Below are 20,788 nucleotides of genomic sequence, written 5' to 3'. Positions count from 1 at the left end.
GGTGCGGTGTCGATTCCACGCTCCGAAGCCAGGTCGTCCACTGCGAGCGGGGACCTGTCTTTACTACCACCGAGGAATATTCAGGCAACATTTCCGAGGGTTAAAGCCGTTTCCGACGAACAATTCGGACAGCGGCGCCGTTACGGGTCGAGAACGGTCCATATCACTTGTTCTTATTTATTAAATATAAAGGATATGTTTGATAGGAAAAATTCGGAAATAGTACGTATCTCAAAGGTAAATCGAAGACTCTATTAATATAATGATGGATATATGGCTGATATGGTGCAAGACATCAATCGGCGCCGATTCATCGCTGCAAGCGGGATTGCTGGACTCGCCGGACTCGCGGGTTGTATCGGTGACGATGCCGAAGGCAACGGTAACGGCAACGGAAACGGTGACAGCGGTAACGGGAACGGGAACGACAGCGGCAACGGAAACGACAGCGGCAACGGCGAAGAGGACCTCGAGGAGACCAACCCCGACGAAGGCGGGGAGATCCTCTCGTGGTACGCCGGCGGCACGGGCGGCACCTACTACCCGCTGTCGGGCGACTTCAAGAGCATCGTCTCGGAGAACACGCCCCACGACCTGCAGGTGCAGTCGACCGGCGCGAGCGTCGAGAACGTCGGCGCCCTCGGCCGCGAGGAAACCGAGTTCGCACTGATCCAGAACGACATCGCGTACTTCGCGTACAACGGCACCGGCCTCGAGGAATTCGAGGGCAACGCGCTGGAGAACATCCGCGGCGTCGCGACGCTGTACCCCGAGACGATCCACGTCATCACGCAGGCCGACTCGGGCATCGAGTCCCTCGAGGACCTCGAGGGCGCGTCGGTCAACACCGGCGACCTCGGCAGCGGGACCCAGGTCAACGCCCTCCAGATCCTCGAGTCCGCGGGGCTCGGGGACGGCGATTTCGACGAACAAAACTCCGACTTCGCGACTGCGGCAGACCAGATCCGCGACGGCGACGTCGACGCGGCCTTCGTCGTCGGCGGCTGGCCGGTCGGCTCCATCGAGGAGCTCGCGACGACCTCGGACATCGCGCTGGTCGAAGTGTCCGGCGACGTTCGCGAGAGCATTATGAGCGACGCCGAGTGGTTCGCCGAGGACACCGTCCCCGCCGGCACGTACGACGGCATCGACGAGGACGTCGAGACCGTCTCGGTGCAGGCGATGATCGCCACGCACGAGGCGGTCGACGAGGAGATCGTCGAGGAGGTCACGACGGCCATCTTCGATAACACCGACCAGATCACGCAGAAGGCCGACTTCATCAGCGCCGATTCGGCACAGGACGGGATGCCGATCGATCTCCACCCCGGCGCCGACGCGTACTTCAACTAACACCGGCTCGGCAGTCGATACTCTCGACACTCTCATCTCTTGACCGTGAACGTAACCCGTCGACACGTCGTCGTCGTCCTCCTCGTACTGGCAGTGCTCGGTGCGTCGGCGATCGCCGTCGCGACCGCTACGGACGAGAAGACGCTCGTCGTCGCGGACGCCGATACCGGAGAGCGCCTGCTCGAAGCGCCGGTCGACGACGGAACCGAAGTGACGCTCGCGTACACCCACAGCGTCGAGAAGACGCCCGTCGAGGATATCTACGTCGTCGACGGAACGGAACTGCGGATGGATCGGATGGTCTTTTACTCGCACGGAGCGGGACTGCCGACCAACGAACCGATCGAGGAGACCGAGGACGGATTCGTCGTCTATCCGAACGCGTCGTACGCCGAACTGAACGTCGTTCCGGGCTCCGTCGCCGGCCACGAACTCGTCGTCGGCGACGAGCGCTACGATCTGGTCGCTCGCTCGGACGGGCCGGTGGTCCTCTCGGTGGACGAGCGCGATCTGTCCGACCGACTGTCCGATCCGCTGGCGGCCGTCGACCGGCTCGAGCCGGACCGCGCGCTCGACTCGATAACCACCCATCGTTGACTACTCATGAGCGTAGACACGTCTAACACGGACGCACTCTCGGAGGAGGAACAGGAAGAGATCTTACAGGAAGTCCAGCGCCGCCGAACGCTCGGCGGACTGGTCGGCGGGCTCGTCGCCCTCATCGCGATCGCGTTCTCGGCATTCCAGCTGTGGCTCGCAGCCCGCGGCCGCACGTTCGCGGCGACGCTCCCGTACCTCGGCGAGGTCGGCTACGGGCAACAACTGCAGCAGCTCCAGGTCAACGCGATCCACGTGACCTTCGCGCTGGTGCTCGCGTTTCTGCTCTTTCCGCCGACGCGGGGACGGGGTCCTCTTTCACGGCGACTTAGCCGACTCGAGCCCGCCGCTCGAAGTCGATTCGGTCCGGACAGCACCCTGACGCGGCTCGTCGAACGGCTCGGCGACGGCGTCCGCTGGGCGTTCGTCGATCCGGCGATGCGACGCGTGACGCCCGTCGACGTCGTCCTGATCTTCCTCTCGCTGCTGCCGGCACACTACATCGTGACCAAGTTCGACGAGATCCGGCAGATTCCCGTCTTCGGCATTCAGGCCTCGAGTCCGATCCAGGAGGTGTACACCAACCCGCTCGTGAGCCCGATCGTCGAGGCGATCGCGACCGGACTCGGCGCCGTCGGGATTCCGCTCGACAGCGCCTCCTACGCGTTCCTGCTCGGCGTGCTCGGACTGTTGCTCGTCCTCGAGGCGACCCGCCGGACGCTCGGGCCGCTGCTCATGGGGCTGGTCGCCTTCTTCATCGTCTACGCCCGGTGGGGTCACTTCGTCCCCCGGGATTCGATTATCGGTTCGCTGGCGATTCAGAACGAGACGTGGGGCAACATCGTCTACAACCTCTGGTACACGGTCGAGGCGGGCGTGATGAGCACGCCGGTCACCGTCAGCGTCCGCTTCATCTACATCTTCATCCTGTTCGGGGCGTTCCTCGAGATGAGCGGCGCCGGGAAGTGGTTCATCGATCTGGCGTACGCGCTGACCGGGACCAGACAGGGCGGGCCCGCCAAGGCCAGCGTCGTCTCGAGCGGCTTCATGGGGATGCTCTCGGGGTCGTCGATCGCGAACACGGTGACGACGGGGGCCTTTACGATCCCGCTGATGAAGCGCTCGGGGTACTCCCCCGAGTTCTCCGGGGCGGTCGAGTCCTCGGCGTCGTCGGGCGGCCAGATGCTCCCGCCGGTGATGGGGGCCGCCGCGTTCCTGATCGTCGAGTACCTCGGCGTTCCGTATGCGGACGTCATCATCGCCGCCACGCTGCCCGCGATCGCCTTCTTCTTCGGCATGTGGATCATGGTCCACTTCGAAGCCGTTCGCGGCGGTATCGGCGGCCTGCCGCGCGACGAACTGCCCGCCGTGGGCTCGCGGTTCCGCGAGGGCTGGTTCTACCTGGTTCCGATCGCGCTGCTGCTGTACTACCTCGTCGTCGCGCGCCTCTCGATCGGCCGCGCCGGCTGGTACACGATCGTCGCCATCGTCGCCCTGATCGCGGTCGTCGCGGCGTACAACGAACGGAACCGCGTGCCGCTGCTCGGGACGATCGGGGCCATTTACCTCGCACAGACCGCGGCGTACGCGGTCGCCGGCACCGGCCTCGTGGACGCGATACGGGCGGGGACCGACGCCGGCGCCGAGCCCCTTTCCGTCGGCGCCGCCGCGACCGCCGCGTTCGGCGACCTGGGCGCGATCGCGGTCCTCGTCAGCCTCGCGTTCCTGCTCGCCCGTCCGCACTCGGACACGCCGCTGCTCGAGTTCGAGGACGACGTCGACGACGCCGCCGAGCGGACCGCGACGGCGCTCGGCCTGTCGGGGGCCGGCTCGAACACGGCCTACAGGTTCGTCACCTTCCTCCTGAAGTCGATGGACTCGGGCGCGCGGACCGCGACGACGGTCGTCGTCGCCGTGGCCGCCGCGGGCGTCGTGCCGGGGGTCATCAGCGTCTCCGGGCTCGGGCCGAACCTCGCGGCGCTCATCGACGCCGTCAGCGGCGGTTCGATGCTCCTCCTGCTCTCGCTGACCGGCGTCGCCTCGATCATCTTCGGGATGGGGATGCCGACGACCGCGATGTACATCATCCTGATCGCGATGCTCGAGACGCCGCTGGTCGAGGCCGGCATCGTCGCGCTGGCGGCGCACCTGTTCGTGCTCTACTTCGGCCTGATGGCGGACGTCACGCCGCCGGTCGCCGTCGCCGCGTTCGCCGGTGCAGGGGTCGCTAAAGCCGACGAACTCAAAACGGCGTCCACCGCGTTCTTGCTCTCGCTGAACAAGATCCTGGTGCCGTTCGCGTTCGTCTTCTCCCCGGGGATCCTCCTGCTCCAGCGCGACGAGGACGGCTGGACGCAAAGCGTTATGTCGCTGTCCGACGTCGCCGATCTCGGCTTTTTCGTGCCGGAGGTCGTGATCCCGGTGCTGGGCATGTTCCTCGGGGTCTACGCCCTCGGCGTGACGATCATCGGCTACCAGTACGCGGCCGTCTCCCGACTCGAGCGAGCCGGCTACTCGGTGGCGTCGATCCTGCTGATGGTGCCGGAGATCCCGCTGCTCATCCTCGAGGGCGCGATCGAACTGTTCGGCGTACCGGCGGCGCTGACGATCTTCCCCCTCACGGTGTCGCTTCGCGCCGTCGGGCTGGCGATACTCGTCGGGCTCTCCGCTAAGAACCGTCGCGTGGCCGACGAGAGCGAGTCGGATCTCTCCGCGCCGACGGCGAGCGACGCCTGACAGAGCAGACAACTCCATCACACTTTTCGCTCGAGTCGTCGAACGGTCGCGTATGGCCGGCCGCTTACCCTCCGATTCGGATCCCGAAACCGAGCCGCCGTCGTCGGACGAATCGTTTCGCCGCGCCGTCGCCGGCTACGCGGCCGCGCTCCTCGCGGGCACGGCGCTGACGGCGGCCGTTGCGCTGAACGCGTCGACGACCGCACTCGTCGGTGTCCCGTCCGTCGCGCTTGCTGTCGGCGCCGTCGCGGGCTCGGCCGTCTCGAGTCGCGTTCCCGACCTTCCGATCCGGCTCGGCCGGACGCGACGCCGTCGAGCGGCGGTGCAGTCCGCGGCAATTCCGTTCGGCGTCGTCACCCTCGCCGCGATACTGGGTCGAGCCGACGACGCGCTCGGACTGACCGCCCTTGCGTCGGCCATCGCGGTCGGGTTGGCCGGGTACGTCTGCTCGAGGCTGGCGCGAACCCGTTCTGTCGCCGCGACGACCCCCGGCGAACCGATAGCGACCTACCGCTGGCAGCCGCCGCGGTCGCCGACGCTCGACCGGTTGCTACTCGTCATGTGGCCGGTGATAACTGCGACGAACGCGTTCGCTGGGGACTGGTTCCGCGCGCTCCTCTGGGCCGGCCTCGGCCTCTTCTGGCTCGCCAGCGGCTTCGCCGAAGGTCGATTTCGTCCCGGCAGGACGGGCACGAGCCCGGAAATCAGGATCTACGAGAACGGTCTCGTCAAGCGGCGTCCGTACACCGCCGCGTTCGTCCCGTGGGACGACGTCGATCGCGTCCGCCTGCGCGAGGGCGAACTCGTGCTCGATCGCGGCCTGTTCGACAGTCGGTTCGACAGCGATGATCTCGAGACTCCCGAAGAGGTCCTCGCGACGATCGAGCAGCGTCTCTCGGTCGCTGTCCGGCGGCCGTAGTTCGTTCCATCGACGGTTTCGGAATCGACACTCGTCCCGTTACTCGAGGTCGACTCGTCCGCTGGTCGCGCTTCGAAGCCGATCCCGCAGCGCGTCGGCCTCCTCGAGGGGCACGCGCGCGTCGAAGGTGACGTCGGCCGCGTAGTCGGCGTCGAACTCGTACCCCTCGCTCTCGAGGATGCCCCGGACGGTGCCCGAATCGTCGTACTCGACGGCGATCGACACCCGCTCGTGCGGGCGCTCCTCGACGACGCCGGCCGCGTCGACCGCGTCCTTCACCGCCCGCGAGTAGGCTCGCACGAGGCCGCCGACGCCGAGTTCGGTGCCGCCGAAGTAGCGAGTGACGACGACCGCGCAGTTCTCGAGGTCGCGCTGGGCGAGGACGTTCAGCGCCGGCTTCCCCGCCGAGCCGGACGGCTCGCCGTCGTCGCTCGAGTACCCCCGCAGGAGTTCGCCGTCGGCGTCGGCCCGCACCCGGTAGGCGGGGACGTTGTGGGTGGCATCGTCGTACTCGGCGCGAACCTCCTCGACGAAGGCCTCCGCGGCGTCGACGGAGTCGACGGGTCGAGCGTGGCCGATGAACTCCGAACCCTGCACGACGAACTCCGCGGTCGCGGGCTCGGCGATCGTCTCGAACGTTCGGCTCACGGTCGCTCACCGCCGCTGACCCGCGTCTCGACCATAGCGGTCCTACGCACGCCCTCGAAAAGAGACCGTCGGTCCCGTCCTTGCAGTAACCGGCGCCCCTCGCTCGTCGACTCCGACCACCGTCCTCGAGCCGGTTTAGACTCACCTTTTATCGTCATCGCCGTGATATCGGATCGCATGGAGGACATCGACATCGATCCCGAACTGGCCGACGAGATCATGTCCGTCTGTCGAACGACGGTCGGCGACGAACTCCGCAGCGTCACGTACTTCAGCGAGGACGCGGTCGATCAGCTCTACCTCCGGTCGGACTTGGAGCAGACCGCCGACCTCGTCGGCTTCGCCGAACACGAGCGGATGGGCTTTCGCTCGCAGTCGGCCTACCGCAACACGCAACTGGGCGACTACGAGGCGACGATCCGGATGTTCGAGAACGGCTACCTCTCGCGGGTCATCCGCGGCGAGCACGGCGTCTGGGTGACGACCGACGACATGTCGATGGAGCGGTTCGAGGAACTCACGAGCGCGCTCAAACAGGTGCTCGACGACGCCTGAGTCCCGGGCCGACCGAATTACACCGCCGCCACCACCACCGCCGAGCCCCTACTGCAGTTCGATCTTGCGCACGTACTCGAGGTCCCGAATCTCGGTGATCACGTCACCCGGCAGCTCCTGGTCGGTGACCAGGTAGAGCTTCGGTTCGTCGGTGAACTCCGGATCCTCGCTGATGGTCTGGCGGATCGAGATGCCGTTGTCGGCCAGCGTGCCGGTGATGCCCGCGACGATACCCTCCTGCTCGGCGTTGTCGGGCGTGATCGTCAGCACCGTCAGATCGAGCACCGGCGCGAGGTCCATCAGGCTCGGCACCTGCGAGATGTTCTGGAAGATCCGCCGCAGTTCGGGATCCTCGAGGATGACGTCCGTCGTCGAGTCGACGACCCGCCGATCGACGTCGATCTCCCGTGCGATCCCCGTGTTCGGAATCTCGATGCCGCCGGAGACGACCCGCCCGTCGTCGTTGACCGAGAAGCCCCGCTCGAGGAGCAGCCGGATCACCGCCTGCTGGCTCGGCGACCCCTCGAACTTCTCCATGATTTCGTCGAACATTCGTCGATTCTTCCCGGGTGTACGGGGGCGAGCGTATAATGGTCGGTGGTTGGCCGCCGCCGCTGTACCTCGTCTGACGGACGTTTTTACCCGCCCGGCCTCTATCGGTGCCCATGCGCGCACTCCGGAACTGTGACTTCTGTGACGCCGAGGCGGTCGGCGCGTTCGAGGTCGTCCCGCCCGAACTCGAGCCGACCGAGGCCGAACAGCGCCGCGTCGTCCTCTGCGGGGACTGCGAGGTGCAACTCGAGACCCTGCTCGAGCCGTTGCTCGCTCGCGTCGGCGCGGCGTCGACGGACGCCGGCAGCGGTGCCGACGCGGGCTCGGATTCCGATGCGAACGCGGATTCGAACTCGGGAACCGTCGTCGCGGCCGCCGACGAAACCACGCAAAAACGCCGGCGAACGACCAGTCCGAACGCGACGGTCTCCGACGGCGACTCGAGCGCGACCGCCGACGGCACCCCCGCCGACGCGCCGACGTCCGACTCGGAGCCGAAGTCGGAGCCAGGGATTACGTTCGAGACCGACGAAGCGGACATCGCCGACTCGAGCGCGGGTCAGTCGGACCCGGATGCAGCTATCGAATCCGGAGACGAATCCGCCGATACCACCGAATCAACCGAGACAACAGCGCGTCCGTCCGAATCGGAAGTCGACCCCGACTCGAGCGACGCGAGTGAGACCGGCGGCGCGACCGACGCGAGCGAGAGTCGCCCGCCGCGAGCCTACGGCAAAGTAATTCGGCTCCTTCGCAACCGCGAGTTCCCCGTCGCCAGAGCCGACGCAGCCGAATTGGCAGCCGGCGCCTACGACCTCGAACCCGCGGCCGTCGACGCGATCATCGATCACGCGATCGAGAACGACGAGTTCGTCGAACGCGACGGGGAGTTACACAGGGCTTAACCGGCCGCTATTCCGATATCGTCGAACCGCTGTATCGAACCGCCGTTACTCGTTTAGCGTCCCCTTCGTGCTCGGCGTCCCCTCGCGGCGCTCGTCGAGCCGCGTCGCGTCGTCGAGCGTCCGCGCCAGCGCCTTGAACAGCGCCTCGACCTCGTGGTGGGCGTTCTCGCCCGTCACCTCAAGGTGCAGCGTCAGGCCGGCGTTCATCGCCAGCGACTCGGCGAAGTGTCGCGCCATGTCGCTGGTAAAGCCGCCGATCGAGTCCTGCGAGAACTCGCCGTCGAAGTAGAACCGCGGCCGGCCGCTGACGTCGACGACGGCGCCGGCGACGGCCTCGTCCAGCGGGACGCGGCGATCGGCGTAGCGGACGATCCCCGAGCGGTCGCCCAGCGCCTCGTCTACGGCCTGCCCGAGCGCGATCGCGACGTCCTCGACCGTGTGGTGGTCGTCGATCTCGAGGTCGCCGTCGCAGTCGACCTCGAGGTCGAACAGGCCGTGTTTGGCGACCGACTCGAGCATGTGATCGAAGAAGCCGATGCCGGTGTCGACCGCCGCCGTTCCGTCCCCGTCGATCGCGATCGTACACTCGATGGCCGTCTCGGCCGTTTCGCGGGTCACGGTCGCCGTTCGCTCGCTCATGTCGGTCAGATCGGAGCGACGGTACAAGGGGATTGCGCTCGGCGGTGCTGTCGATCGGGCTCAGCAGTACGGAGCCGATCGGTCGCTGTTACCGATAGGTTACCACTGTCCATTGTCTCCCGCAGTCGTGTGTGCTCATTCTGATCGGTTGCGGCCGCGGTCCGTTTCGACGCCTCGTCGTTCCCCTCGAGCGGACACTCACTCGGAATCGAAAATACAGGTTGAGAGAGTGTTTTAAAATTTTAGACGCGATCTCAAAGCGTTTCGAATGGTGATTCACTGTCGGCTACCGCGGTGAAACGAACCGAAACGACGCCAATGTTCGGCCCCTTATATGATGTCCGCAGTGAATGTCTGTCGTACGCAGAGGTGAACCGACGACGATGTCAAACCACTCCCCGCTCTCGAACGAATCGATCGGTCCGTCCAGCCCTGAGGCGGACCGACACCGACGAGTCCTCCACTCGCTCAAAGGCCCCGCCCAGTTCCTCTCGTTCTGGGTCGCGATCGCCCTCCCCTTCATCCACCTCCCGCTGCTCGCGCAGGGACTGGGCGATCCGGGCGTCACCCTCACGTTCCTCACGCTGCTCGCGGTCAACGCCGTCGCGCTGTACGCCGGCCACGGCTACAACCAGTAGTCGACGCGGTCGCGTGCGGTGACGCTCGCCGATTTCGTCCGCCGTCCGGCCCTCCGCCCCTCCGCCCCTCCATAGCCTTCCACGGTCCTCCACCCCTCCATAGCCCTCTACGGCCCTCCATCCCTCGATTTCGTCGCCATCAACCGTCCGTCCTGGCTGTTTGCGGCCATCGACCGGGATGCCCCCCGTGCCGTGTGATTCGAACGCACGGTCAGCGGATTTTGCCGTTACTGCGGCGCATATGTGCGTGGAGTAGTATGCATACTAAACATGAGCGACGACGCGAGCGACGGGACCGACGAGTCGGACTGTTCCGAGCGCGGGCTCGGAACGCGAAGCGTCCACGCCGGACAGCACCCCGATCCCGAGACGGGGGCGATGGCACCGCCGATCTATCAGACGACCTCCTACGTCTTCGACGACGCCGACACCGCGGCCGCCCGCTACGCCTTAGAGGACGACGGCTACATCTACTCGCGGATCAGCAACCCGACGGTCAACACCTTAGAGGAGCGCCTGGCCGCCCTCGAGGGCGGAACGGGTGCGGTCGCGACGGCCAGCGGAATGGCCGCCCTCGACTCGGCGACGCTCGTGCTCGCCGAGGCCGGCGACAACGTCGTCTGTTCGACCGACACCTACGGCGGGACGACGGCCTATTTCTCCAAGACCGCGAGCCGACGGGACATCGAGGCGCGGTTCGTGCCGACGCTCGAGTACGACGAGTACGAGGACGCGATCGACGAGGACACGGCCTTCGTCCACGTCGAGACGATCGGCAATCCGTCGCTCGTGACGCCCGACTTCGAGCGCGTCGCCGAGATTGCCCACGACAACGGCGTCCCGCTCGTGGTCGACAACACCTTCGCGACGCCGGCGCTCTGTCGCCCCCTCGAGCACGGCGCGGACGTCGTCTGGGAGTCGACGACGAAGTGGCTCCACGGCTCCGGGACGACCGTCGGCGGCGTCCTCGTCGACGGCGGCTCCTTCGACTGGGGCGAGCACGGCTACGACGAGGTCGCCGGGCCGAACCACGCCTACCACGACGTCGACTTCTCGCGGGACTTCCCCGAGGCGCCGTTCGCCGAGACCGTCCGCTTCCGCGCGCTGCGCAGCCTCGGCAACCAGCAGTCGCCGTTCGACGCCTGGCAGACCCTCCAGGGACTCGAGTCCATGCCCCTGCGCGTCGAGCGCCACTGCGAAAACGCCGCCGTCGTCGCGGACTACCTGCAGGACCACGAGGACGTCGCCTGGGTCACCTATCCGGGCCTCGAGAGCCACCCGACTCACGACAACGCTACCCGCTATCTAGACGACTTCGGCGGGATGGTCGCGTTCGGCCTCGAAGGGGGCTATGAGGCCGGAAAAGCGTTCTGCGAGAACGTCGAGGTCGCGCAGTTCCTCGCGAACATCGGCGACGCGAAGACGCTCGTCATCCACCCCGCGAGCACGACTCACGGTCAGCTTACGCCCGAGGAACGCGAAGAGGCGGGCGTGACGGAAGATCTGATTCGGATGTCCGTCGGAATCGAGGACCCGAAGGACATCCTGACCGACCTCGAGCAGGCGATCGAGGCGGCCACACAGGGGACGGCGGGTGACACACCGTGACGACCAAGAACACGATCGACCTCGGGGAGTTCCAGTTCCTCTCCGGCGAGTCGATCCCCTCCCTCGAGGTCGCCTACGAGACCTACGGCGAGTTCACCGGCGACAACGCGGTGCTGATCTGTCACGCCCTGACCGGTAGCGCGCACGTCGCCCGACGTCCGGATTCGGGCGGCGAGACCGCGGGGCAGGCCCGCGCCTGGTGGGGCGACGTCGTCGGCCCCGGGAAGGCGATCGACACGACCGAGTACTTCGTGGTCTGTGCGAACGCGCCCGGCTCCTGCTACGGAACGACGGGGCCGGCCAGCGAGAACCCCGAAACTGGCGAGCCCTACGGCACCGACTTTCCACCGGTGACCGTCGGCGACTGGACGCGCGCGCAGCGACAGCTGCTCGACGAGCTCGGCGTCGGCCGAGTCCATGCCGTCATTGGCGGCAGCGTCGGCGGCATGAACGTCTTAGACTGGCTGCGCCGCTACCCCGACGACCTCGAGCGGGCAGGCGTCGTCGCCTCGGCCGCCCGCCTCGACCCGCAGTGTCTCGCGCTCGATACCGTCGCTCGCCGGGCGATCACCAGCGATCCCAACTGGAACGGCGGCCACTACTACGGCGGTCCCGAACCCGAGGACGGCCTCGCCCGCGCGCGCCAGCTCGGGCACATCATGTACCTCTCGAAGACCTCGATGGCCCGCAAGTTCGGCCGCCGATCGGCGGGCCGCGAGACGGTCCGCGAGGAGCCGCCGGACCCCGCGGCCGGCTTCTTCCCCTATCGGGAGGTCGAATCCTACCTCGACTACCAGGCCGAGAAGTTCGTCGACCGGTTCGACGCCAACAGCTACCTCTACATGACCCGCGCGATGGACGATTTCGACCTCTCGGCGGGCTACGAGTCCGACGCCGACGCGCTGGCCGCCTTCGAGGGCGAACTGCTCTTGCTCTCGTTTACCGGCGACTGGCACTTCACCGTCGAGCAGTCCGAAACCCTCGCGGACGCGGCTCGCGAGGCCGACGTCGACGTCGCACACCACGTCATCGAGTCCGACCACGGCCACGACGCCTTCCTCGTCGAACCCGAGAAGGTCGGCCCGCCGCTGTCCGAACTGCTCGAGAACGGGCTCGCGGGCCGCACGATCACCGACACCGAGGCGGAACCCGAATCAGCCGACTCCGACGGATTCGCGCCGGTTCACACGAGTCTCTTCTCCAAGTAGCCGGTCGACCGAAACCGAACTCCCGGCGTGCGCCCGCGCTCATCCGAACCCGAGCAGCGACCGCAGCGTTCGCGTTCGAACGCCGCACTCGTCGGCGAACTCGCAGCCTTCGCACTTCGAACGGTTGGTCGTGCGCGCCGGCGGCCCGTCCATCTCGCGGACCGTCCGGAGCACTCGCCGGTAGCGAGCCTTGCGCCGCGTCGTCAACGCGATCGACCGGACGACGCCGTAGGCCGGGTACTCGAGCCAGGCCCGGTCGACCGCCGTCTCGTGTTCCCACGCCAGTGCCTTCGCGGCTGCGACGGCATGGACCGACTGGGGGTCCCAGACGCCCCGTTCTGGTGGTTTGCCGACCGAGACGAGCACCGGCTCGAGCGGGTCCTCGAGCACCTTGTGGACGATCCCGCGACAGTCCCTACCAGCGGCGAGGACGTCTCGATCGGCGGGTTCGCAGAGGCGTCGCCAGTGGTCCCGTTCGCCGCCCGAACCGTCGCTGGTCTCGAGGTCGTCCTCTCCCTCGTGCTCGAGATCGGTCTCAGCGGCACTGAGTCGCTCCCGCGCCGCCGCGAGCGTCTCCCGGTACTGCGCGGCCGAGACGGCGATCGGTTCATCGTCGAGGGCGGTCGGTGGTGCCTCGAGCAACTCGTCGTACCGGGTTGCGAGATCGCGCACGGCCTCGACCTCGGGCGGCGGCTGGCGCTCGCCGTCGTCAGCGGTACGCCGGTAGTAATACTTTCGCGGACAGTACGCGGCCGTTCGAAGATCGCTAAACGGGACGCGAGAGCGGGACACGGGACGTCTGGCCGCCCCTTCGTACAAAAACGCGCGGCCGACGGCGCTCGCCCGTCACCGTCGAATCGAGCCGGAGCGGGGCCGATCCCGTCGAATCGTTAGAAGTCGACGTCCGTCTCCATTCCCTCGGTCGCGTCCTCGAGGCCGTCCTCGCGGACGTCGGTCGTCATCTGCTCGGAGAGTTCGGCGTCCGCGAGGATGCTGTCGAACTCGTCGCGGTAGCGGTCGTTGGCCGTCCGCGACTGGTCCTCGGCTTCCGCGACGCGGCGGTAGCGGCGGATCTGGGCCTCGCTGACGTCGTACTCCTCGGCCAGCGTCGCGTCGTCCTCCTCACGGCCCCGGATCGCCGTGAGGTCGACCTCGTCGGCGTCGTCGTCGCGGATGAGGTGCAGCGACATCCGAGCCTCGAAGATTTCCTCGGCGTCGACGCCGACCTCGTCGGCGATTGCCGCGTCGCTCTCGTCGTCGTAGAACGCCTTCGCGACTTCGCCGAGTTCGTCGTTCGTGAGGTCGGTCTCGAACTCGTAGCGCTCGCGCATCTGCGTGATAACGTTCTCGAGGCGCTCCTCGTCGGTTTGTTCGTCCCGCTCGAGGGAACCCCGCGTGTTCTCCTGGGACTCCGTGACGGTTTCCTCCCCGTCGGTGACGTCGGTGAAGATATCCCGCAGCTCCTCCGTTTTTTCGTTCATGCGTGGACACTCCCGACGGGCGGCTATTTAAGCCTGTTGCCAGATAGCGTTGGCGAGAAATCGGCCGCGTAGAACCGTAAGAAACTCGAAAATAGTTTCGAATTTTCGCACGACGGCGACGGGGTCGAACGGTTGGGATCGGGACAAGAATTAAGGCGCAGTCTTCCGGGTAATTGACTATGAACGTTATCGCCCAGTCGGACGTCGCGCGGGAAACCTACTGGGGTATCAGCGCCACGGAGTACGCCGTGTTCTATCTCCTGACGGCGATCACGATCGCCGTCTTCCTGTACGGCGTCTATCGGCGGTTCGCCCGGTACGCGGCCGGCGACGACGATCCCTTCGCACGCTTGAACGAGCTTCCCTCGCGCACGCTGACTGCGGCGAAGATCGTCCTCTCGAACGAGAAGCAGTTCGACCGGGACCTCTACGGCGGGTTGATGCACGCCTTCATCCTCTGGGGCTTCCTGACGCTGTTTATCGCAACATCGATCCTGGCGGTCGACGGTTACGTCTACAAGCCGATCTTTCAGGGGCACTTCTGGGAGGGCGACTTCTACCTGGCCTACCAGTTCGTCGTCGACGCGATGGGCCTGCTGTTCGTCGTCGGTCTCGGAATGGCGATCTACCGCCGCTACTGGGTCCGCAACGAACGCCTCTGGGGCCGACACACCTCGAGCGAGGACGATCTCTTCATCTGGACGCTCTTCGGCCTCGGCGTCGGCGGCTTCCTGCTCGAGGGGCTGCGCGTCTACAGCGCGGGGATTCCGGACCACGAGGTCGTGAGCTTCGTCGCCTACGGGCTGGCGCTCGCCTTCGACGCCGCCGGATTGGCGACGCTCGGCCCCGAACAGGCCGGGCTCAACGCGGCCGGCCTGAACGTCGAGAACCTCCACTGGCTCGCGTGGTGGTCCCACTCCCTGCTCGCGTTCTTCTTCATCGCGTGGATCCCCTACGCCAAGCCGTTCCACATGCTCTCGTCGTTCGCGAACGTTATCACGCGCGACGAGAAGGCTGGCCAGCGACTGCCGAACGTCCCCGCGGATCTGGACGCGACCAACGCCGAGTCCCTCGACGATTTCACCTGGAAGGAACTGCTCGATCAGGACGCCTGCACTAAGTGCGGCCGCTGTTCCTCGGTCTGCCCGGCCAAGGCGTCCGACCGCCCGCTCGATCCGCGCAACGTCATCCTCGACCTCAAGCGCTACCGGGAGGAGCGCGAGGCCGGCGCCGAACCGCAGCCGATTATCGCCGACGGCGGCACCTCGGTCATCGACACCGAGACGATGGAATCCTGCATGGCCTGCATGGCCTGTATGGACGCCTGCCCGGTCGAAATCGAGCACCTCCAGTCGTTCACCCGTCTGCAGCGCCAGATGACCGACCAGGGGGACGTCGACTCGAGCGTGCAGGACGTCTTCCAGAACGTGATGCAGAACGGCAACACGTTCGGCGACGCACCCCGCAACCGGGCCGACTGGGCCGACGACCTCGAGTTCGACATTACCGACGCCCGCGAGGAGGAAGTCGACTACCTCTGGTACGTCGGCGACTACCCGAGCTACGACGAGCGCAACAAGCGGGTCGCCCGGTCGCTGGCGACCATCCTCGAGGAAGCCGACGTCAGCTTTGGCATCCTCTTCGACGACGAGAAGTACGACGGCAACGACGTCCGCCGGATCGGTGAGGAGTTCCTCTACGTCGAACTCGCCGGCCACCACGTCGAGACCTGGGAGGACTGCGAGTTCGACAAAATCGTCTGCACCGATCCCCACTCCTACAACACCTTCAAGAACGAGTATCCGGAGGTCGACTTCGCGGAGTTCGCCGACGACCCCATGATGCCGTTCGACTACACCGACCGATGGAACGAAGAGGGCGAAATCGACGTGCTCCACTGGACGCAGGCCGTGGAGGAACTCGTTCGCGACGGAAAGCTCGAGCTGAACGGCGACGAACTCGACTACACCGTCACCTACCACGACCCCTGTCACCTCGGTCGGTACAACGACGAGTACGAGGCCCCGCGCGAACTCATCGAGGCGACCGGCTGCGAACTTGCGGAGATGCCGCGCAACCGCGCCGACTCGTTCTGCTGCGGCGGCGGCGGTGGCGGCCTCTGGATGGACTTCGAGGAGGACCCCAAGCCGAGCGAGGAGCGACTTCGGGAAGCGCTCGAGGACACCGCCGCCGGCGCGGCCGTCGAGAAATTCGTCGTCGCCTGTCCGATGTGCATGACGATGTACGAGGACGGCCGCAAGACCGGCGACTTCGAGGACCAGATCGAGATCGTCGACGTCGCGGAACTTATCGTCGAGGCGATCGGGAAGGAACGAGAGGCGCGACTCGAGGTCGCCGCGGACTGACGCTCGGCCGGAACCGACTTCGGCCCACGCGCCCCGTTACGCGTAGTGTTCCTCGAGGAACTCCACGATGTCTTCACTCTCGTAGAGCGTCTCCCCGCGGTCGGTGTCGACGAGGAACGGAATCATGTCTTCGCCGCCGATCGCCGTCATCGCGTCCAGCACCTGTTCGTTGAGCACGTCGCCGCCCTCGTGGCCGGGCCGGCGCGGGTTGTGGATCACGTACGAGACGCCGAGGTCGGTCAGCGTTTCGCGAACCGTTTCGCTGTGCGGACAGCCCTCCGCCTGGTAGAGTTCGAGCATCCCGATGCGGTACGCGCCGGCGATCCGTAAACGATGGTCCGGCACTCGCAGCCGACCGCTACGCGGCCGGGAACGGATCAGCCGCCGATGGGGACGCCGCCGAAGACGACGAGCGCGACGATCCAGTACGCGACGTAGAGACCGCCGAGCAGGAACCCGTGCCACCGCTTCACCCGTCCCTCGTGGAGGAAGTACGCGGCGAGGGCCGTCACGACGATCACCGCCGGCAGGTGAAACGTCAGGACGGACCCGGAGATCGTGAGTTCGCTCAGCAGCATGATCACGCCGACGTTCCCCGTCACCGAGAAGAGGACGCTGCCGATGACGTTGCCGACGCCGATCTCGGGAACGCCTCGCCGAACCGGTTCGATCGTCAGCATGATATCTTCGAAGGTGAGGATCAGCGTCAGGACGGTCGCGCCGAAGACGGTCTCCTCGACGCCGAAGCCGTCGACGGCGACCTCCGACCCGGCCTCGAGCAGCATCGACGCGAAGACGACGCCGACGAGCGCGAGCACGGCGAAGCCGAGCCAGAGCCAGCCGGCGGCGGACCGACCCGCGACGAGGCGATCCTCGGAAATCTCCTCGATCGATCCGGGGAGGGCGATCCCGCCGTCGGCCTGGAGTTCTTCGCCGAGCTCGGTGTTCCGGAAGACCGGCGTGTCGCGTCGATACTCGCGCACGATGAGGTAGCCGAATATCAGGACGAACGCAGCGAGGAGCAAGACGCCGTGGACGAACGTCAGCGTCCCCGCGAGGACGAACGGCACCAGAAGCAGCGGCGCCAGCGCGAAGAGGACGACGTAATCCGTCGGCAGGTCCACCGGGAACGGCTTGACGATCGCGGCGAGCGCGAGCGTGACGCCGACGATCGCCAGCCCGGTTCCGAGCGCCGTTCCCAGCGCCGCCCCTTCGAGGCCGCCGCCGGAGAGCACGAGCGCGAGGATCGTATCGTCGAACTCGAACCCCGTAAAGACGATCGCGAGCGCGAACAGCGACACCTGTAATCCCAACGCCGCTCGCGTGAGGTAATCGATCAGCTTCTCGACGCAGGCCGTCATCAGGATCGCGCCCGCGATGAGGACGAGTATCGCACCGATTGTCCCCTGCGATTCGACGAACCCTTCGATCGCGCCCTCGATTCCGCCTTCGCCGTCTTCCGCTTCGCCGTCCTGACCGCCTTCTTGAGCGAGCGCCGGCGTGACCGCCACCGAGGCGGCCACCAGTACGACCAGGACGACGGCGAGTAGGCTCGTGCGAACCATGCGAATGGCTCCCAACGCCGGCCGAAATGAAACTACGCTCTCATGTACTGGATTCCCTTGGAAAAGTATACACGGAACGGGCGTTCGTCCGCTATCCGGCGGCGACGAACCGGTCCCGGCGGCGGTGCGGCGACGGGTCGATCAGTTCTCGATCTCGATCGCCGGTCGACCCGGCTCGGCGTTTTTCAGGACGCTCTCGTCGGCCTCGTCGGCTCGAAGCACGCGAACCGGCGCGTCGAACTCGCGCTCGAGCAGCCAGGCGGCGGCCTCGAGGGCCTCGTGTTCCTCCTCGGGGTCGAGAGTCATCGAGAGCGCCTCGCGCTCGGCCTGCAGGTCCTGGCCGTAGTCTGCGGCGGCGTCGCCCTGCTCGCGGATGTGGCTCTCCTGCATCAGTTCGCCGATCAGGTTGTCGGCGTCGCTCTCGATGGCGATTTCCAAGGCGTCGTACTTCCAGTCGGGCGCGACGACGACGTCGATCGCCTGCGGGTCCTCGATGCCGGCGACCTCGATGATGTCGCGGACGTCCTCGCGGGTGTTCTCGACCAGACGTCGGCGCTTCTCGACGCGGTCGCGGTCGACGGTCGCGGTCGGCCACGCGGCGTCGACGACGAACTCGTCGTGGCCCAGCCGGTCGTACAGTTCCTCGGTCAGGTGCGGCGCGACGGGCGAGAGCAGGCGGACGACGGCCGAGAGGCCGCGCTCGTAGGTCTCGGCGTGGGGTTCGGCGTACTCCGCGTATTGCCGAAGGGTCCGGACCAGATCCTGGGTCTCGCGCAGCGCCTTGTTGAACGTCAGGTCGTCGTACTCGTCGGTCGCGATGGCGATCGTCGCCTCGATCTCGTTCTCGACGTAGCGTGCGACGGCGTCGTACTCGCCGTCGGGCTCCTCAGCTGTGAAGTCCTCGATCATCTCCTTCAACCGACCCAGGAAGGCGTTCGTCGAGCGGACCCCCTCCTCGCTCCAGTCGAAGTCCCGTTCCGGCTGGGCGGCCTGCATCATGAACAGCCGCGCCGTGTCGGCGCCGTACTCCTCGACGATCCGCTGGGGCGAGACGACGTTACCCTTCGACTTGGACATCTTCTCGCCTTCCAGCTGGACCATCCCCTGGGCCAGCAGGTTCTCGAAGGGCTCGCGGTGCTCGAGTCCTTCGTGGTCCGCGAGGACTTTGGTGAAGAACCGCGAGTACAGCAGGTGCATCACGGCGTGCTCGATGCCGCCGACGTACTGGTCGACGGGCATCCAGTCGTTGGCCCGCTCGCGGTCGAAGGGGGCGTCCTCGAGGCCGGGGGAGACGTACCGCAGGAAGTACCACGAGGAGTCGACGAAGGTGTCCATCGTGTCGGTCTCCCGCGTGGCGTCGGCGCCGCACTCGGGACACGTCGTCTCCTTCCACTCCTCGGCGGCGTCCAGCGGGTTCCCGGTTGTGTTGATGAACTCCGGCAGTTCGACCGGCAGGTCCTCTTCGGGGACCGTGACGGGACCGCAGTCGTCACAGTGGACGACCGGGATCGGCGTCCCCCAGTAGCGCTGCCGGGAGATCCCCCAGTCGCGCAGCTGGTACTGTTTGGCCTCCTCGGCGCTGTCGATGTCCTCGGTCAGGCGCTCGCGGGCGGTTTCGCTATCGAGTCCGGAGTAGTCGCCGGAGTTGATCAGCACGCCGTCCTCGGTGTAGGCGGCGTCCTCGACGTCGGGCGCTTGGGGCTCCTCGCCGTCCTCGGGTTCGGGCGCGATCACCGGGACGATATCGAGGTCGTGTTTCTCGGCGAACGCGTGGTCGCGCTCGTCGTGGCCGGGGACGGCCATCAGCGCGCCGGTCCCGACGTCCGAGAGGACGAAGTCCGCGACGAAGACCGGGATCTCGTCGCCGGTGACGGGATTGGTCGCGGTCAGGCCGGTCTCGACGCCGTTGGGCTCGTCGCCGTCGGGGTCGGCCTCCTCCTCGATGAACCGGCGGACGTCTTCGTTCTCCTCGGCCAGTTCCTCGCTGATCGGGTGGTCCGGCGCGAGCGCGAAGAAGGTAGCCCCGTGGATGGTGTCGATGCGGGTCGTGAAGGCCGTGACGGGGCCGTACTCCCGCGGCTCGTTCCCCTCGCCGCGTCCGCTCGAGGCGCGTGGCGCCTCGCTGACCTCGAAGTCGACCTCGCTCCCGTACTGGCGGCCGATCCAGTTGCGCTGCATCTGGCGCACCGAGTTGGGCCACCCCTCGAGGTCGTCGATCGCCTCTAACAACTCGTCCGCGTACTCGGTGATCTTCAGGAACCACTGCTCGAGTTCGCGCGTCTCGACGGGCGTGTCGCAGCGCCAGCAGAGTTCCGCTTCGCCCTCGACCTGCTCGTCGGCCAGCACGGTCTCGCAGTGGGGACACCAGTTGACCTCGGCGTCGCGGCGTTCGACGAGGCCCTCCTCGTGGAACCGTTCGAAGAGCCACTGGTTCCACCGGTAGTATTCGGGCACGCAGGTGGCGATCTCTCGATCCCAGTCGTAGCCGAAGCCCATCGACTCCATCTGGTCGCGCATCGTGTCGATGCAGTCGAACGTCCAGTCGCGGGGGTTGGTGTCTCGCTCCTTGGCCGCGTTCTCGGCGGGGAGGCCGAAGGCGTCCCAGCCCATCGGGTGGAGCACGTGGTCGCCCTGCATCCGACGGAAGCGGGCGTACGCGTCCGTGATCGTGTAGTTGCGGACGTGGCCCATGTGGAGCTTGCCGGACGGGTACGGGTACATCCCGAGGACGTACGTCGGGTCGTCGACGTCGTCGGGCGTCCGGTAGACGTCCGCCTCGTCCCACGCCTCCTGCCAGCGCCGTTCGACTGCCGCGTGGTCGTATCCCGCGTCGCTCATTTGCTTATTATAGCTATAGGCGGGGGCGCCGCCCTATACCTTTCCATACACTAGCCCGCGCCCGACGACCGTCCGCGAGACGGACGGTTTCGCTGCTCGACCGGTGGATCGAATCGGGGCAATGCACCGACCTTCCGGCTTCGGAAGGCGAGGAGTGTTATCCTCGCCTCGCTCCGTCTC

At 66.6% G+C, this 20,788-nt stretch carries 18 protein-coding genes; 10 read left to right on the top strand and 8 right to left on the bottom strand.

Translation table 11 applies throughout. The features are described 5' to 3' along the window. Nucleotides 1-282: 282 nt before the first annotated feature. The 4 genes from HALXA_RS02430 to HALXA_RS02415 are packed head-to-tail and all read left to right on the top strand — an operon-like array spanning nucleotide 283 to nucleotide 5,605. The gene (locus HALXA_RS02430) at nucleotides 283-1,353 is read left to right on the top strand and encodes a TAXI family TRAP transporter solute-binding subunit (protein ID WP_013878715.1); all 1,071 of its coding nucleotides are present in this window, start codon (nucleotides 283-285) and stop codon (nucleotides 1,351-1,353) included. Nucleotides 1,354-1,398: 45 nt separating this feature from the next. Beyond that, a complete protein-coding gene (locus HALXA_RS02425) occupies nucleotides 1,399-1,950 on the top strand; it encodes a DUF1850 domain-containing protein (RefSeq protein WP_013878714.1) in 552 nt (183 codons plus the stop codon). Nucleotides 1,951-1,956: 6 nt separating this feature from the next. Further along, nucleotides 1,957-4,686, top strand: coding sequence for a TRAP transporter permease (locus tag HALXA_RS02420; protein WP_013878713.1), 2,730 nt, complete (start codon nucleotides 1,957-1,959; stop codon nucleotides 4,684-4,686). A gap of 52 nt (nucleotides 4,687-4,738) precedes the next feature. Next, a complete protein-coding gene (locus tag HALXA_RS02415) occupies nucleotides 4,739-5,605 on the top strand; it encodes a hypothetical protein (RefSeq protein WP_013878712.1) in 867 nt (288 codons plus the stop codon). A gap of 39 nt (nucleotides 5,606-5,644) precedes the next feature. On the opposite strand, the gene HALXA_RS02410 is transcribed toward HALXA_RS02415, so the two are convergent. After that, the gene (locus HALXA_RS02410) at nucleotides 5,645-6,253 is read right to left on the bottom strand and encodes an IMPACT family protein (protein ID WP_013878711.1); all 609 of its coding nucleotides are present in this window, start codon (nucleotides 6,251-6,253) and stop codon (nucleotides 5,645-5,647) included. 177 nt (nucleotides 6,254-6,430) lie between these two features. Here HALXA_RS02410 and HALXA_RS02405 point away from each other — a divergent pair, with 177 nt between their 5' ends. Further along, nucleotides 6,431-6,808 carry a DUF7522 family protein gene (locus HALXA_RS02405; RefSeq protein WP_013878710.1) on the top strand — a complete coding sequence of 126 codons (378 nt, stop codon included), beginning with the start codon at nucleotides 6,431-6,433 and terminating at the stop codon, nucleotides 6,806-6,808. A 48-nt stretch (nucleotides 6,809-6,856) separates the two neighbouring features. On the opposite strand, the gene HALXA_RS02400 is transcribed toward HALXA_RS02405, so the two are convergent. Next, entirely contained in the window at nucleotides 6,857-7,360 is a 504-nt protein-coding gene (locus HALXA_RS02400) for an amino acid-binding protein (protein ID WP_013878709.1), read from the bottom strand. 113 nt (nucleotides 7,361-7,473) lie between these two features. Between HALXA_RS02400 and HALXA_RS02395 the strand changes: the two genes are divergently transcribed. Continuing rightward, on the top strand, nucleotides 7,474-8,265 hold the full coding sequence (locus HALXA_RS02395) for a hypothetical protein (RefSeq protein WP_013878708.1): 792 nt from the start codon (nucleotides 7,474-7,476) through the stop codon (nucleotides 8,263-8,265). Nucleotides 8,266-8,310: 45 nt separating this feature from the next. Here HALXA_RS02395 and hisB read toward each other — a convergent pair whose 3' ends face one another. After that, nucleotides 8,311-8,904, bottom strand: a complete 594-nt coding sequence (gene hisB / locus HALXA_RS02390; RefSeq protein WP_013878707.1) for an imidazoleglycerol-phosphate dehydratase HisB — start codon at nucleotides 8,902-8,904, stop codon at nucleotides 8,311-8,313. A gap of 383 nt (nucleotides 8,905-9,287) precedes the next feature. Between hisB and HALXA_RS02385 the strand changes: the two genes are divergently transcribed. From HALXA_RS02385 to metX, 3 genes are all read left to right on the top strand, one after another. Beyond that, nucleotides 9,288-9,542 carry a hypothetical protein gene (locus tag HALXA_RS02385; RefSeq protein WP_013878706.1) on the top strand — a complete coding sequence of 85 codons (255 nt, stop codon included), beginning with the start codon at nucleotides 9,288-9,290 and terminating at the stop codon, nucleotides 9,540-9,542. A gap of 270 nt (nucleotides 9,543-9,812) precedes the next feature. Further along, entirely contained in the window at nucleotides 9,813-11,150 is a 1,338-nt protein-coding gene (locus tag HALXA_RS02380) for an O-acetylhomoserine aminocarboxypropyltransferase/cysteine synthase family protein (RefSeq protein ID WP_013878705.1), read from the top strand. Then, entirely contained in the window at nucleotides 11,147-12,358 is a 1,212-nt protein-coding gene (gene metX / locus HALXA_RS02375) for a homoserine O-acetyltransferase MetX (RefSeq protein ID WP_013878704.1), read from the top strand. The genes HALXA_RS02380 and metX overlap by 4 nt, the downstream gene beginning before the upstream one ends. A 39-nt stretch (nucleotides 12,359-12,397) precedes the next feature. On the opposite strand, the gene HALXA_RS02370 is transcribed toward metX, so the two are convergent. Beyond that, the gene (locus tag HALXA_RS02370; protein ID WP_013878703.1) at nucleotides 12,398-13,150 is read right to left on the bottom strand and encodes a CRISPR-associated protein Cas4; all 753 of its coding nucleotides are present in this window, start codon (nucleotides 13,148-13,150) and stop codon (nucleotides 12,398-12,400) included. A gap of 98 nt (nucleotides 13,151-13,248) precedes the next feature. Continuing rightward, nucleotides 13,249-13,839 (bottom strand): hypothetical protein, encoded by a 591-nt coding sequence (locus tag HALXA_RS02365; RefSeq protein ID WP_013878702.1) that lies wholly within the window; start codon nucleotides 13,837-13,839, stop codon nucleotides 13,249-13,251. A gap of 179 nt (nucleotides 13,840-14,018) precedes the next feature. Here HALXA_RS02365 and HALXA_RS02360 point away from each other — a divergent pair, with 179 nt between their 5' ends. After that, complete coding sequence (locus tag HALXA_RS02360) at nucleotides 14,019-16,205, top strand: heterodisulfide reductase-related iron-sulfur binding cluster (protein ID WP_013878701.1); 2,187 nt, start codon at nucleotides 14,019-14,021, stop codon at nucleotides 16,203-16,205. Nucleotides 16,206-16,241: 36 nt separating this feature from the next. On the opposite strand, the gene HALXA_RS02355 is transcribed toward HALXA_RS02360, so the two are convergent. The 3 genes from HALXA_RS02355 to leuS all read right to left on the bottom strand — a co-directional run bounded on the left by HALXA_RS02355 (nucleotide 16,242) and on the right by leuS (nucleotide 20,608). Beyond that, the gene (locus HALXA_RS02355; protein ID WP_013878700.1) at nucleotides 16,242-16,505 is read right to left on the bottom strand and encodes a glutathione S-transferase N-terminal domain-containing protein; all 264 of its coding nucleotides are present in this window, start codon (nucleotides 16,503-16,505) and stop codon (nucleotides 16,242-16,244) included. Nucleotides 16,506-16,582: 77 nt separating this feature from the next. Continuing rightward, complete coding sequence (locus tag HALXA_RS02350) at nucleotides 16,583-17,770, bottom strand: sodium:calcium antiporter (protein ID WP_013878699.1); 1,188 nt, start codon at nucleotides 17,768-17,770, stop codon at nucleotides 16,583-16,585. Nucleotides 17,771-17,911: 141 nt separating this feature from the next. Then, complete coding sequence (gene leuS / locus HALXA_RS02345; protein ID WP_013878698.1) at nucleotides 17,912-20,608, bottom strand: leucine--tRNA ligase; 2,697 nt, start codon at nucleotides 20,606-20,608, stop codon at nucleotides 17,912-17,914. Nucleotides 20,609-20,788: the final 180 nt, after the last annotated feature.

Source organism: Halopiger xanaduensis SH-6, from assembly GCF_000217715.1.
GTDB classification, from domain to species: domain Archaea; phylum Halobacteriota; class Halobacteria; order Halobacteriales; family Natrialbaceae; genus Halopiger; species Halopiger xanaduensis.
The sequence above is the reverse complement of the archived record's forward strand: the minus strand, read 5'-3'. Positions and strand labels throughout refer to the sequence as shown.

What these genes read in the sequence shown, in the direction of transcription:
- HALXA_RS02430 (WP_013878715.1), top strand. Translation starts at nt 283, where the DNA reads ATGGTGCAAGACATCAATCGGCGCCGATTCATCGCTGCAAGCGGGATT.
- HALXA_RS02420 (WP_013878713.1), top strand. Translation starts at nt 1,957, where the DNA reads ATGAGCGTAGACACGTCTAACACGGACGCACTCTCGGAGGAGGAACAG.
- HALXA_RS02415 (WP_013878712.1), top strand. Translation starts at nt 4,739, where the DNA reads ATGGCCGGCCGCTTACCCTCCGATTCGGATCCCGAAACCGAGCCGCCG.
- HALXA_RS02405 (WP_013878710.1), top strand. Translation starts at nt 6,431, where the DNA reads ATGGAGGACATCGACATCGATCCCGAACTGGCCGACGAGATCATGTCC.
- HALXA_RS02400 (WP_013878709.1), bottom strand. Translation starts at nt 7,360, where the DNA reads ATGTTCGACGAAATCATGGAGAAGTTCGAGGGGTCGCCGAGCCAGCAG.
- HALXA_RS02395 (WP_013878708.1), top strand. Translation starts at nt 7,474, where the DNA reads ATGCGCGCACTCCGGAACTGTGACTTCTGTGACGCCGAGGCGGTCGGC.
- hisB (WP_013878707.1), bottom strand. Translation starts at nt 8,904, where the DNA reads ATGAGCGAGCGAACGGCGACCGTGACCCGCGAAACGGCCGAGACGGCC.
- HALXA_RS02385 (WP_013878706.1), top strand. Translation starts at nt 9,288, where the DNA reads ATGTCAAACCACTCCCCGCTCTCGAACGAATCGATCGGTCCGTCCAGC.
- HALXA_RS02380 (WP_013878705.1), top strand. Translation starts at nt 9,813, where the DNA reads ATGAGCGACGACGCGAGCGACGGGACCGACGAGTCGGACTGTTCCGAG.
- HALXA_RS02365 (WP_013878702.1), bottom strand. Translation starts at nt 13,839, where the DNA reads ATGAACGAAAAAACGGAGGAGCTGCGGGATATCTTCACCGACGTCACC.
- HALXA_RS02360 (WP_013878701.1), top strand. Translation starts at nt 14,019, where the DNA reads ATGAACGTTATCGCCCAGTCGGACGTCGCGCGGGAAACCTACTGGGGT.
- HALXA_RS02355 (WP_013878700.1), bottom strand. Translation starts at nt 16,505, where the DNA reads ATGCTCGAACTCTACCAGGCGGAGGGCTGTCCGCACAGCGAAACGGTT.
- HALXA_RS02350 (WP_013878699.1), bottom strand. Translation starts at nt 17,770, where the DNA reads ATGGTTCGCACGAGCCTACTCGCCGTCGTCCTGGTCGTACTGGTGGCC.
- leuS (WP_013878698.1), bottom strand. Translation starts at nt 20,608, where the DNA reads ATGAGCGACGCGGGATACGACCACGCGGCAGTCGAACGGCGCTGGCAG.